13 protein-coding genes, 1 tRNA gene, 1 rRNA gene and 1 pseudogene (1 of these 16 running past the window's edge) are annotated in these 12883 nt (G+C 41.0%); 9 read left to right on the forward strand and 7 right to left on the reverse strand.

What is annotated here, in order from left to right; all coding sequences use genetic code 11:
- Window positions 1–112: 112 nt before the first annotated feature.
- Window positions 113–619 carry a tyrosine-type recombinase/integrase gene (locus V1500_RS11290; RefSeq protein WP_409305632.1) on the reverse strand — a complete coding sequence of 169 codons (507 nt, stop codon included), beginning with the start codon at window positions 617–619 and terminating at the stop codon, window positions 113–115.
- A 189-nt stretch (window positions 620–808) separates the two neighbouring features.
- Here V1500_RS11290 and V1500_RS11295 point away from each other — a divergent pair, with 189 nt between their 5' ends.
- Complete coding sequence (locus tag V1500_RS11295; RefSeq protein WP_409305633.1) at window positions 809–1033, forward strand: hypothetical protein; 225 nt, start codon at window positions 809–811, stop codon at window positions 1031–1033.
- 91 nt (window positions 1034–1124) lie between these two features.
- Here the strand turns inward: V1500_RS11295 and V1500_RS11300 are convergent, their stop codons facing one another.
- Window positions 1125–1790 carry a DUF4279 domain-containing protein gene (locus V1500_RS11300; RefSeq protein WP_409305634.1) on the reverse strand — a complete coding sequence of 222 codons (666 nt, stop codon included), beginning with the start codon at window positions 1788–1790 and terminating at the stop codon, window positions 1125–1127.
- A gap of 194 nt (window positions 1791–1984) precedes the next feature.
- A complete protein-coding gene (locus V1500_RS11305; RefSeq protein ID WP_409305635.1) occupies window positions 1985–2317 on the reverse strand; it encodes a hypothetical protein in 333 nt (110 codons plus the stop codon).
- Between the two features lie 190 nt (window positions 2318–2507).
- On the opposite strand from V1500_RS11305, the gene V1500_RS11310 reads away from it, so the two are divergent.
- The gene (locus V1500_RS11310) at window positions 2508–2807 is read left to right on the forward strand and encodes a hypothetical protein (protein ID WP_409305636.1); all 300 of its coding nucleotides are present in this window, start codon (window positions 2508–2510) and stop codon (window positions 2805–2807) included.
- Between the two features lie 518 nt (window positions 2808–3325).
- On the opposite strand, the gene V1500_RS11315 is transcribed toward V1500_RS11310, so the two are convergent.
- The 3 genes from V1500_RS11315 to V1500_RS11325 all read right to left on the reverse strand — a co-directional run bounded on the left by V1500_RS11315 (window position 3326) and on the right by V1500_RS11325 (window position 4577).
- Window positions 3326–3688 carry a tyrosine-type recombinase/integrase gene (locus V1500_RS11315; RefSeq protein WP_409305637.1) on the reverse strand — a complete coding sequence of 121 codons (363 nt, stop codon included), beginning with the start codon at window positions 3686–3688 and terminating at the stop codon, window positions 3326–3328.
- A 319-nt stretch (window positions 3689–4007) separates the two neighbouring features.
- Window positions 4008–4277 (reverse strand): hypothetical protein, encoded by a 270-nt coding sequence (locus V1500_RS11320; RefSeq protein WP_409305638.1) that lies wholly within the window; start codon window positions 4275–4277, stop codon window positions 4008–4010.
- A gap of 203 nt (window positions 4278–4480) precedes the next feature.
- Window positions 4481–4577 (reverse strand) — tRNA-Sec (locus tag V1500_RS11325).
- 79 nt (window positions 4578–4656) lie between these two features.
- Here V1500_RS11325 and V1500_RS11330 point away from each other — a divergent pair.
- The 5 genes and pseudogenes from V1500_RS11330 to V1500_RS11350 all read left to right on the forward strand — a co-directional run.
- Entirely contained in the window at window positions 4657–5088 is a 432-nt protein-coding gene (locus tag V1500_RS11330) for a GNAT family N-acetyltransferase (RefSeq protein WP_409305639.1), read from the forward strand.
- A gap of 114 nt (window positions 5089–5202) precedes the next feature.
- Window positions 5203–5631, forward strand: coding sequence for a DUF2621 domain-containing protein (locus V1500_RS11335; RefSeq protein WP_409305640.1), 429 nt, complete (start codon window positions 5203–5205; stop codon window positions 5629–5631).
- 137 nt (window positions 5632–5768) lie between these two features.
- The gene (coaW, locus tag V1500_RS11340; RefSeq protein WP_409305641.1) at window positions 5769–6575 is read left to right on the forward strand and encodes a type II pantothenate kinase; all 807 of its coding nucleotides are present in this window, start codon (window positions 5769–5771) and stop codon (window positions 6573–6575) included.
- Between the two features lie 29 nt (window positions 6576–6604).
- Window positions 6605–8485 (forward strand): selenocysteine-specific translation elongation factor, encoded by a 1881-nt coding sequence (selB, locus tag V1500_RS11345; protein ID WP_409305642.1) that lies wholly within the window; start codon window positions 6605–6607, stop codon window positions 8483–8485.
- Window positions 8486–8950: 465 nt separating this feature from the next.
- Window positions 8951–9121: pseudogene (locus V1500_RS11350) on the forward strand (Rdx family protein); the annotation flags it as partial.
- Window positions 9122–9277: 156 nt separating this feature from the next.
- Here V1500_RS11350 and V1500_RS11355 read toward each other — a convergent pair.
- Entirely contained in the window at window positions 9278–9682 is a 405-nt protein-coding gene (locus V1500_RS11355; protein WP_409305643.1) for an Hsp20/alpha crystallin family protein, read from the reverse strand.
- A 110-nt stretch (window positions 9683–9792) separates the two neighbouring features.
- Between V1500_RS11355 and selA the strand changes: the two genes are divergently transcribed.
- Together selA and V1500_RS11365 are read left to right on the forward strand one after the other, a co-directional pair.
- Window positions 9793–11205 carry an L-seryl-tRNA(Sec) selenium transferase gene (gene selA / locus V1500_RS11360; RefSeq protein WP_409305644.1) on the forward strand — a complete coding sequence of 471 codons (1413 nt, stop codon included), beginning with the start codon at window positions 9793–9795 and terminating at the stop codon, window positions 11203–11205.
- Between the two features lie 410 nt (window positions 11206–11615).
- Window positions 11616–12883, forward strand: a 16S ribosomal RNA gene (locus V1500_RS11365) (it continues 282 nt past the right edge of the window).

Raw genomic sequence — 12883 nt, forward strand, 5'->3', positions numbered from 1 at the left:
CCCCGCTGGATAGCTTCTTCACTTTGCGTAAATTAAAAACGACTACCCTTACCGGAGAGTAGCCGTTGATGTGGAGGTAAACCTCGAAGTCACCTAATGTATCATATGCGCTTCACCTTTGCATGTTACAGATTAATATTCCATACACTTCGTCGATTCGTTCTTGGTTAATCCCGATATATTTTAGCGTCACAGCCTGTGAAGAGTGGTTAAATATCGACTGTAGCCACACCAGGTCCGTTCCGTTCTTATAGGCGTGAAAACCAAACGCTTTTCTCATGGAATGTGTACCTATGGGTCCTATGTTATCCGCAACGCCAGCTCGCTCAGCAGCATCGTTAAGGATCCGGTAAGCAGCTACGCGGGTAATCGGCTTATTATCGCCTTTCCGCGACTTGAATACATACTCATCATCGCCAGCGCTGGTCGGTATACATTGCTTTACGGCGTCCTTTATCGACTTATTAAAGATGAACCGTTTCGACTTGCTCGTTTTCTGCTCACGGACCAGTATCGAATCTTTGCCCCGCACATCTCCGACTTTCAGCTTCAGTATGTCCGAAATCCTCAGGCCGGAATTAATGCCGAATACGAATAGTAATAAATCGCGGCCATGCAAGGCCTTCTTTATTGCATTAATATGGCGTATATCGCGTATTGGTTCAACTTAATTCATCAAATACCACTCCGTCCTCAATATGTTAAATTCATATTAAAGATAATCGCATCTTTTTAGTCAATCAATAATTATATTTATTATTCCAATAATATCCAATTTTATATATAATATTGTCGAGGAGGGATTATTTTGGCAGAACTAAAGAAAAAGAAGTCGATATTTAAGCAGGGATGGTTTTGGGGTCTAGTGTTAATCGGATTGATTGCAATTGGGTCTGCTGGCCTTACCAGTCCTGATGCAAAGGGAAGTATTCCGAGTAAGAATCCGGCAAATACTACAGAAAAAACGTCGGAAAACAAGTCTGAGCCAGCATATCCGGAGAAAAAGGAAGAGAAGTCAGGTGCTAAAGACTGAATTGGACGAAGCTAAGTTTAAAAAGATTAAGGCTATGTTAAAGATAAAGGTTGATATTTATAAATTAAAAAGGACCAAATCTGGTCCTTTGCTAATTTTCTAAGTCAGTTACATAAGGATTAGAGTATAAATCTACATCGAATTCAGCTCCAATGATTGATGCGAACTTTATAATGTCTTTACTCAGATATAAAGCAGGGGTATTTCCCTCTTCAATTTTTATCACGATGAAGAATTTACAATCAATAGAGTAATCTGCTTTTATGTCATTAATGATGGTTGCCTTGTTTTGTATCTTATCTATAATTTCTTGAAGTTGGTCGTTAACATCAAGGGATACTTGATAATCTGTTGCTAAATCCCAACTTGTCTCTTTTCTGTATCTTGCAGTGGAACTATTAGCAATTAAATCACCTTTTTTATAAGCATTAGTAGGTGTTAATTTTAATCTTTCAGTTACGTTATCTATCGGAAATTCATCTCCATACAAGTTAAAGTAAACTAAAACTTGAGTTTTATCGAAATGTTCGTTAAACCTGTCATCACATTGTTTATTTTCCTTTTCTTGAGCCCCCAACCTAACTGCTTCTTTGGCTGTTTGTCCAGCTACGCACATTTCACCTAATTCATCTTCTATAACAATATCATCATCGATAATTTCAGCTTTGTATTCTTTCCCTTCTTTATAGTCTATCTTATCACTATCGTCGATATTAATAGAAGTTTTAATACATAATGCTTTGGTTTGCATTCCCATTTCATTATCTCCCTTTAGGTTAGGTTTATATGCTAAGATTAGTATTATAAATCGTAGTTTAATTGAAAAGAGCATAATAAAAATTATGCATCTGCTATTTAGAGAGCGAATTCGCTTGCTAATTCGATAACTAAAAAACGACAGATAACTGTCGCTGCAAATTTCTTATTAAGCATTAGCCCTGTTAGGGGTACTTAGTTTCCATATTTATCATCTCTTACTGGGATGCCATTATCTTTCGGGTGGTTAAAGATGTCTTCATAAGTTAAGGAACTAACTACCTCAAACTTTTTGGTATTTGGATTATATTCAAAAACTACAAGTTGTTCCCAACCACTGGCACTTCCAGTATCAACAACTCCAACTCTATTAGGTGCAATTTGGACAACTCTCCCACCTTGGTTATTAACGTCAACATTAGGTGTTGATGTTTGAATATAATTATTCGTATTCATGTTGAAAGCAATTACAATCAAACATACTAATATTCCACTTAAAATAACTTTAATAAAAGTATCATTCTTCATTCTAAACTCCCCTTCTGTATAAACTTTACCATAAATTTACTCATAATAGATGTGTAGATGTAAAACGCAGTGGATTTCACAATTGAAATCACACTGCTTTTAACATTATTAAGAGGGGTTTTATGGTAAAATTCAACATAGCTAGGAAATAAAAAAATAATATCATAATTTATGAAATGGAGAACTTTTTTTGAAGAAAAAAATAACGAAATGGACATTCATATTTTTAGTAAGCTTATCAACAATAGTATCGATGTTTATAGCTTGTATGTTTTATGAGTTCATTTACAAGCCCGAGAGACACGCTGTTAAACAATTTCTAGAAATTCAAGCGAAAATTGAAAGGGTTCATTCCGTTAGCTTAATTAGTGGATGGGGTTCCCTTCAAGAGTATACAGCTATTGTAACAGTTGGCAAAGAAAGGTGCAGAGTATGGTTTGATAGTTATGGGAGTCTAATAGAAAGTGAATGTAAAAGAAGTTTAGAATGAGTACCTCCTGTTCTAACGGGGCTTATGTTTAATCAGAAACAGCGGAAAATAATTAATCTTGTTTTTTCAGAAACAAGCAATCAACCTTTAGGAAGTGCTGGCGGCAGGCCAGCTTCTTACATACACGAATAATAGTACGGCGACTTTTTCCAATCAACTCGCCGATTACTGATTTCCGTAAGAAAGACACGCCATAATAACGGCAGGAATATCGTTGTATTAATTCTAACTGCTTCGTTTAAATCTTCGACTGACTCGAACGTCGACAATCGGTATACGTCGATTCAGACGCTACTATATCGATTTTTGATTTCGGCATTTTTTCCGTCTCCTTGTAGGAGCGCGGCCCGTTATCGAAAGAAGGCGCGCCTAAATAAGCGTTAACCTTTACGCTTTTTGTCGATATACTTTAAGTACCAAATGTGTTTTCAGGGCGTATGATTGCTACCAACAATCAGCGCTCATTATTTTTTTACTAAACCTTGTATCTGTGCGTGCTCCTAACCGAGCGCGCTTTTTTATTTAAAAACGTAGTTAAAAGGTGAATATACGCTATGCTGATTTTGAACATCCATATTCGTCATTTGAATGTAGGGCCGAACCATAATCCTATGCGAGTGGCCAAGAATCTTCTGTAAACTAAACGGATCGCCGCCATTCAGGATATAAAACAATGCGCCAGTATGACGTAAGGTGTGTGGACTAACGCGTTTATTTTTTATTTGTGCCACTTGTCCATATAGCCGCAAATTATCCCGAACTGTATACTCTCCGATTTTTTCTCCGTCTATAGAAAGGAATACATACTCGTTTCCGAATTCCTCGTTCTCCGCCATATACTCGCTAAGCATCTTTTCGGTTTTCGGGCGAAATGGGGACATAACGGCCCTGACGTCTTTTTGGGTCAGCAGCCTGTAAACGGATAGTCAACGTTTTAAGGTCAACATTCTGGCGTTTAATATCGACGAGTTCACTTACCGAACCATCGAATCTAACAGCGTGAAGGTGGCCACTTTCGTTCTGAATCCGTGGTATCGTCAATTGCTCCGATTAATCTTCTGAATTCTTCAGGCGTTAATGATTCAACAACATCCATTGAGTCTTTTACCGGCTTAAATCGTTTGTATATCGGCTCAGTGATCCACATCTTTTCTTCGAACGCTTAACGCAGGAACGTCCGCATAGTTCTGACACGAATATTTACCGTAGCAGGGCGTATTCCATTTCCTCCAGCATGTACGTAATCCATCCGACACATAATTCTGTTGTCATTTCCGAGGCGGATAGCTCGCGCCCTATGTAATTCATGAAGTAGCCGAAATGTAAATAGTGTTCCGAAATAGTGCGCTTCGCCAGGCCTTCGCCTTTTTTGACGAGCATAAATTCTTCGAACATCTCCGAAATGGTCATCGTTGTATAGTCAGCGGGGATATACCGGGTATTCCTTCGCACGTTTTTTCCTTTGCACACAAAAAAGTCCCCTTCCGCATATTTCTGCGTAAGAGGACGAACGATACCTTTATCGGTTTGTATGTACTATCAAAACGGTTTTTCCTTTCGGCCACCAACGGTCTTCTCACAGACCGGGCTGAAACCGTGTAGGTCAGCGCATCAATCAACGGATTCAATCATCAGGTCAATGACCGGATAAATGCTGTAGTGACGGGGTTTTTTGGCGGGACCGTGTGGGAATCGAACCCACCAGAGACGACACGCGCCTCTCACGCGGTTTTGAAGACCGAGGGGCGCACCAGCTACCCTTCCGACCCCGTAATTTAAGAAGACTTTTTATATTATATAGTGGTATTGTGGAATTATCAAGAGAAATACTTGGGTAAGGGGTGGCGTTATGTCGATAACATTAAGAGAAATCACCAAGGACAATTGGGAAGATTGCATTATGCTTCAGGTAGCGGACAGCCAGAAAGAGTTTGTTGCGCCAAATATTTATTCGCTGGCAGAGTCGAAATTTGAAACTTCCTTTGTTCCTCTTTCGGTTTACAGCGGGGAAGAAATGGTAGGGTTTTTGATGTATGGCCAGGATCCGGAGGATGGGAATTACTGGCTGGTCAGGCTAATGATCGATAAGAATAATCAAGGGCGCGGGTATGGGAAGAAGGCGGTTGCTCTTCTTATAGAAGCATTGCGCCAGCAAACAGATCAAATTATAGTAGGATATAAACCTGATAATCTGTCCGCTCAGAAGCTTTACGCAGCTGCGGGTTTTCGAGAAACTGGGGAAATCATGCACGGAGAAAAAATAGCCATTCTGCGGTTGTAGGCAATATATAAGCAATAAATAGAATACATATGTCATTTATCGATGCTTGTTTTTTTGAATCTACCAAGTCTATAATTAAGACAAACTTCTAACCTATAAAATGAGGTGAACACCTTGCTTGAAGGCTGGTTTTCTTGGTTTATCCTTATTTGGGTTGTAGCATTAATTGGTTTCTTTGCAATTGGCGGTTTCTTTATGTTCAGAAAGTTTTTAAAACGCCTTCCTAAAGAGGATGGCAAATCTGACATGGATTGGGAAGAATATTATGTGGGGCAAACTAGACACCTTTGGACTGAGAGACAGAAAGAGCTTCTTGAGGACCTTGTCAGCCCGGTTCCCGAATTATTCAGGGATGTAGCCCGCCAGAAAATTGCCGGAAAGATCGGTGAATTGGCCGTTCAAGAGAAAGCGTCGGCCATTACAGAGGATTTGGTGATACGCGGATATATTATTGCTACTCCTAAAAGAGATCATAAATTTTTACGAAAAAAGCTGCATGAAAGACAAGTGAACATGACTCCCTATGAGAAATTATTCAGCTAATGGTACAGAAGGCAAACCTGTGGGGTTTGTCTTTTTTTCTTTTTCAATATTTGTAGGCTAAAATTTAGAATTAGCAACGGAAATTACTTATACTCGAGTTACAAAAAACTAATTCCATGAAAGCTTAGGGAAGGGCGATGGGGATGAAATGTTTTGGTGTTGACGCTGGAGGTTCACTTATCAAAATCGCTTATTTTGAAAATGAAAGGCTCCATGTGAAGAAATATCCCTATGATGAACTGGAGTCTTTGATTGGGTGGCTTTCCATTGTTTCACGGTCATCCATGTATCGGATAACTGGAGGGAAAAGCGGTAAGCTTGAACAATTTCTTGGCGATAATCAAGAGATGGTTGATGAGTTTGAAGCCGTAATTACAGGAGTAGGATACCTGCTAGCTGAAGCCCATCATCCTGCAAAAAAAGGATCCATTATTGTAAATATTGGAACAGGAACGTCCTACTATCATTTCAGTGAAGAGAATTCAAAACGAATTATAGGAAGTGGAATCGGGGGAGGTACATTAGTTGGATTAGGAGGCCATTTGTCAGATCTTGAAAATTTTAATGAAATTGTATTGACAGCGAAAGAGGGTGACAGGTCGAAGGTGGACCTTCAGGTGAAGGATATATATGATCCATTGGAGCCTCCCATCCCGGGCAATTTCACTGCAAGCAATTTTGGAAAGCAGGTCAATGATAAAGCGGAAGCGAAGGATCTGCTTGCTTCCTTGACAGGAATGATTGCTGAAAGCTGTATGTTAATGGCAGTGCAGGCCGCTGCAATGTATAATGTTCAGGATATCATCTATATTGGCGGTGCTCTGGCTGGAAACAGGCTGCTTTTGCAAAACTTGGAAGAAGCGACAAAAGCGTTCAATTATACGCCCCATTTCTTAGACATGGGAGAGTTCTGTGGTGCAATAGGGGCACTAATTTACAAATAAATAAAAAACATATTCTAAAGGGAGTCAAAATGAAAAAGCATTTTACTATTGGCATGGCCGGTCATATTGACCATGGGAAAACGTCCCTTACCAAGGCCTTAACGAAAGTCGATACAGACAGGCTTAAAGAGGAGAAGGAGCGTCAAATTTCAATTGAGCTCGGTTTTGCTCCACTTTATGAAGATGACCAGATGGAAGTGTCCGTTATCGATGTGCCAGGACATGAAAGATTTATTCGTCAGATGATAGCCGGGGTAGCCGGGATCGATCTTGTAGTCCTGGTTGTTGCGGCTGATGAGGGTGTAATGCCCCAAACAAAAGAACATCTGGAAATTTTGCAATTTCTTGGCGTGAAAAAAGGGATTGTCGCCATCACAAAAATGGATCGTGTGGATGAAGATTTCCTTTCTCTGGTCCAGGAAGAAATCATATTGGAACTTGAAGGCAGTATCTTTGAAGACTCTCCAGTTATATTGGTTGATAGTCTTTCCGGAAAAGGTATTGATGAATTACAAAGGCTCATACTTAATGAACTTGATCAGCTTGAATCGAGGGATGCAACCGGCGCATTCAGGCTTCCGATTGACCAGGTATTTACAGTAAAAGGGCAGGGGACAATTGTAAGAGGGACGGTATATGAAGGATCTGCCATTGAAGGACAGGCCTTGCTCATTTTACCGAAAAAGATTGAGACCAGGGCAAGACAGGTCCAGGTGCACCATAAACCAGCCCAAGCGGCATATGCCGGCCAACGGACAGCCATAAATCTTTCTGGCATAACGAAAGATCAAATAGAGCGCGGTGATGTCCTTGTCTCCTCAGAGCAATTTTTTGTCACAAATTGTGTTGATATTTCTTTAAAGATGGTTAAAGACTTAGAGCATCCAGTGAAGCACAGAATGCCGGTTAAATGCCATATCGGAACCTCTGAGGTCATGGGAAAAATTGTGTTTTTTGACCGGAATGAAGTAATTAAGGAGCAAAATGAAATTCTATGCCAGCTGTGTCTTGATGAACATGTTGTTACGAAAAGGGGAGACAGATTCATTATCCGCCGGCCAAGTCCCCAGGAAACTATAGGAGGAGGGTGGGTGATTGATCCTGCGGGTGCGAAATACCGTTTTGGCGAACGTACCATTGAGGAATTGGAAAAGAAAAGAGAAGGGACACCTGAAGAAAGGGTTATGGAAACATTAGTGAAATTCAAGGGACTTTCCGAAAAAGAGCTTCTTTCCCGAACTTCCGTCGACATGCATTCACTTGTTGAAATACTGGATAAACAGGGCTTCATTTGCTATTCCCCTGGTCATTATACTCATATCCAAGTTACTGAAAAAATCAGCGACGAAATTTTAGACCAAATTACGAGATTCCAGCAGCTTAATCCAATGAGGCAAGGGATGAACAAAGCAGAAATACTACAAACGTTACAACTGGTTTATCCAAAGCCATTATTGGAATATGTATTAGAGACTGGAGAAGCAAATGGCATATGGATTAGAAAGGGTACATTCCTGTCCCTGCCTGACTTTACCCCGCATATACCAAACAATTGGAGAAAGCGTGTGGAAGGATTGCTTGCCTCTCTAAAGAGCGACCAAATGCAGGTTCGGCACCTTACTGATTATTTGGATGAATCAGGTATCCCAGATGCAATAAAGACAGAATTAATATTTTATCTCCAGGAACAAAATGTCATAGTTCCTTTGGATGACAAATATTATGTCCACCATGACATTTTTGATGATGCTGTTACGAGATTAAAAACTGCTACGAGTACATCTTTCGAAGTAAGCGACGCAAAAGAAGTGCTCGGTCTTTCCAGGAAATATATGATTCCTTTTTTGGAGGCTTTGGATAGCAAAAAACTTACAGCTCGACAAGACGGCAAACGTGTTTGGCTAGCATAGCAAAACCAATTGACAAACAAAGGAGACTCCGTTTTTGGGTCTCTGTTTGTTTGCCTGCAAGTTATACGAAAGTGATCATTTGTCTGTCTTCAGTAAACTTGGCCGCTATTGCGGGTTGGCTAAATCCCTGCTGAATGTAGTTTGTCGACATAATTGGTATTGATAAGAGACGCAAAACTGAGGCGCCAGGTCCAAGGAACCGATCTTACATCATCAACCAGCTTTAGATGGCATTGTTATAAGGATAATTATTTTTTTTTCAATTATTTAGGGCACTCACATTCTTAAAGAATAATTCATTTTTTTATAAACAAGCTATTTGTAAGCAACTAAATTGTATCCTTTTGGTCCTTTATATTACAATAAAGTACTACATCTATGTATCGGAGGGGTTCTCATGAAATATGAGGTTAAAATTGAATTCTGCATGATGTGAAACTACTCACCTAAAGCGCGGGTCTTGCAGAAGAGCTGTTTACACATTTTCGTGGAGATATAACAAGTCTAACATTGGTCCCTGCTTCCGGAGGAATCTTTGAGGTTATTGTTAACGGCGAACTTGCCTATTCTAAAAAAGCAACCGGTAAGTTTCCACGTAACCAGGTGATAATCGACTATATGGCTGCATTATCATAATTGTTGCCGGTAAATATGTAAAATGGCAGCTCGTAGCTGCTATTTTATTGTTTTATGGATAATGGATCAAATACTGTCCTTAAAAAGTGGTGTTTCTAACAAAAGAAAAATACCCCTGGCTATGGAAGGGGTTTATTTATAGAGTGAGAAGGACCTTTATGTGGTGATCACGATATCCTTAAACATTATTGTTTTGGAGCCTTTCAAAATATGAACTTGTAAAATATTGTCCGCATATTCAGCATCTATCTTTCGATTATTAATGGAAAAAGGGAAGGAAATAGAGCGAATGAGCGGATTGCTAATGTATTTATGAGTACAGCTTTTAGCGATTTCCGCAATGATTTGCAATCTGTTCTCATCAACCCTGACGATCAGTTTTTCCGGTTTATTGTCATCGAATAAAGCCTCAACTAGATATTCATCATTATTCTCGAACAAATCCACTCTGAAAGTCTGGGCATCCAATAAATTGGTATGAGGATCTAAAAAGAATTTTTCCATCCATTCATCAAATTGTCCGTTATCAATCTCATAATCAAATTTATCTTCTTTTGACAAGTTTGAATCCTCTCCATTATTGACTTTGCTTCATAATATGAATTCGCCGCCAAATAGTGAAAATGTTATAATGAAAAAATAAACAATTTATCAGAAACGGAGGGATCTTAATGGAGCAGCATTTATTGCGGCTAATTCCTCCCGTACATGAACTTCAAAGGCATGCACGGTTTAAAAAATTGATGGAGGTTTCAGGCTTAGATGAAAAATCGCTAACGGCTGCTGTAAAAGAACAGCTGGATGAGGTCCGAAAGCTCATTCAGTCTCAAACATGGTCTCAAGCAATGCCAGGGACTGATGCCTTTATTCTTTCTTTATTCGATCTTTTGGATAACAAGCTGGCTAGAAAATATGAATATCAGCTTAAAAGTGTTATAAATGCTACCGGCACAGTTTTACATACAAATCTTGGGCGTGCAAAATTAAGTGAATCTGCTATAAAACATGTAGTGGAAATCTCAGCGAATTACTCCAACCTGGAATACAATATACATGAAGGGAATAGAGGGTCCAGGCATTCTCACGTTGAACAATGGATAACGGAAATCACAGGCGCTGAGGCAGCAATGGTGGTGAATAACAATGCGGCGGCTGTCTTCCTTGTGCTGCGTGCGTTGGCCAAGAACAAAGAGGTCATAGTTTCCAGAGGGGAACTGGTTGAAATTGGAGGTTCATTCAGGATTTCTACCATAATGGAGGAAAGTGGAGCTTCCTTGATAGAGGTTGGAACTACCAATAAAACTCATGTTTTTGATTATAGGGGAGCCATAACCAGTGAAACAGCAATAATTATGAAGGTTCATACTTCTAACTTTAAGGTAATTGGTTTTACTGAGTCTGTTAAAAACCATGAGTTGATTGCCTTGGCGGGGAAGCACGAACATATTCTATTTTATGAGGATTTGGGCAGCGGTGTATTACATGATTTTTCTATACACGGAATTGGTGAAGAGCCGGTTGTAAGAGATGTCATTTCAGCAGGTGCAGATCTGGTTACGTTTAGCGGGGATAAGCTCTTGGGAGGTCCTCAGGCCGGAATCATTGCGGGGAAGAAAGTATTGATTGATATACTTAAGAAACATCAGTTAGCAAGGGTATTGAGGGTCGACAAAATGACCTTGGCGGCATTGGAAGCGACTTTAGTGGAATATTTAAAAGGGGATGCCTCACAACGGCAAATTCCTGCTGTGCGTGATATTTTACTTATTGCTGAAGAATTACAAGTGAGGGCAGCTTATTTTCTGAAAGTAATAAAGGAAAAGAATATTCATGTCAATGCTCAAATGATTGAGGATACAAGCACAATTGGCGGTGGGACTATGCCGGGTATTGAAATACCAACCGTGTGCATTGCAATTAAACATGAGAAGATGTCAGCCAATGAACTGAGTGAAAAGCTGAGACTTTCATCAAGGCCCATCATTGCACGAATAAAGCAAGACAACCTCCTTTTTGATATGCGAACCATAAACGATGAAGAGGTTGGCGAAATAGTTTCTGTTTTAGGTAACATAATGAAATAGAAAATAAAGATTAGATCTTCTTTGACAGAAGATCTTTTTACTATTTCTATTTCATCGGAAAAATAAATGTGAAAATGTGTTGACTTATCTTTCGGATGGGGGTAATATAACTAAGTCGCTGTACGACAATACTTTAAAAAATGATGAAATGTTGACAAGCGATACAATGTACTATATGATAAAAAAGTTGTTACTGCGATTTGTTTTTAAAAAAATATCTTTCGTAGAAGTTGACAACTAATGAACATTATGTTATAGTATAAAAGTCGCTTCTGAGAGAAACGGCATTGAGATTGCTCTTTGAAAACTGAACAAAACAAGCGCCAGATTCTTATTTCTTCTATATAGGAAATAAGACGTCTAAATGATAGTGAGTAAACACTGAAAAAACAAAATGAGCAAGTCGAATTCTATCGGAGAGTTTGATCCTGGCTCAGGACGAACGCTGGCGGCGTGCCTAATACATGCAAGTCGAGCGGACAGAAGGGAGCTTGCTCCCGGAAGTCAGCGGCGGACGGGTGAGTAACACGTGGGCAACCTGCCTGTAAGACTGGGATAACTTCGGGAAACCGGAGCTAATACCGGATAGGTTCTTCCCCCGCATGGGGGAAGATGGAAAGACGGTTTCGGCTGTCACTTACAGATGGGCCCGCGGCGCATTAGCTAGTTGGTGGGGTAATGGCCCACCAAGGCGACGATGCGTAGCCGACCTGAGAGGGTGATCGGCCACACTGGGACTGAGACACGGCCCAGACTCCTACGGGAGGCAGCAGTAGGGAATCTTCCGCAATGGACGAAAGTCTGACGGAGCAACGCCGCGTGAGCGAAGAAGGCCTTCGGGTCGTAAAGCTCTGTTGTCAGGGAAGAACAAGTGCCAGAGTAACTGCTGGCACCTTGACGGTACCTGACCAGAAAGCCACGGCTAACTACGTGCCAGCAGCCGCGGTAATACGTAGGTGGCAAGCGTTGTCCGGAATTATTGGGCGTAAAGCGCGCGCAGGCGGTCCTTTAAGTCTGATGTGAAAGCCCACGGCTCAACCGTGGAGGGTCATTGGAAACTGGGGGACTTGAGTGCAGAAGAGGAGAGTGGAATTCCACGTGTAGCGGTGAAATGCGTAGAGATGTGGAGGAACACCAGTGGCGAAGGCGACTCTCTGGTCTGTAACTGACGCTGAGGCGCGAAAGCGTGGGGAGCGAACAGGATTAGATACCCTGGTAGTCCACGCCGTAAACGATGAGTGCTAAGTGTTAGAGGGTTTCCGCCCTTTAGTGCTGCAGCAAACGCATTAAGCACTCCGCCTGGGGAGTACGGCCGCAAGGCTGAAACTCAAAGGAATTGACGGGGGCCCGCACAAGCGGTGGAGCATGTGGTTTAATTCGAAGCAACGCGAAGAACCTTACCAGGTCTTGACATCCTCTGACTTCCCTAGAGATAGGGCGTTCCCCTTCGGGGGACAGAGTGACAGGTGGTGCATGGTTGTCGTCAGCTCGTGTCGTGAGATGTTGGGTTAAGTCCCGCAACGAGCGCAACCCTTGATCTTAGTTGCCAGCATTCAGTTGGGCACTCTAAGGTGACTGCCGGTGACAAACCGGAGGAAGGTGGGGATGACGTCAAATCATCATGCCCCTTATGACCTGGGCTACACACGTGCTACAATGGATGGTACAAAGGGCAGCG

Origin of the sequence: Peribacillus sedimenti (genome assembly GCF_046237635.1) — a bacterium.
GTDB lineage: Bacteria > Bacillota > Bacilli > Bacillales > DSM-1321 > Peribacillus > Peribacillus sedimenti.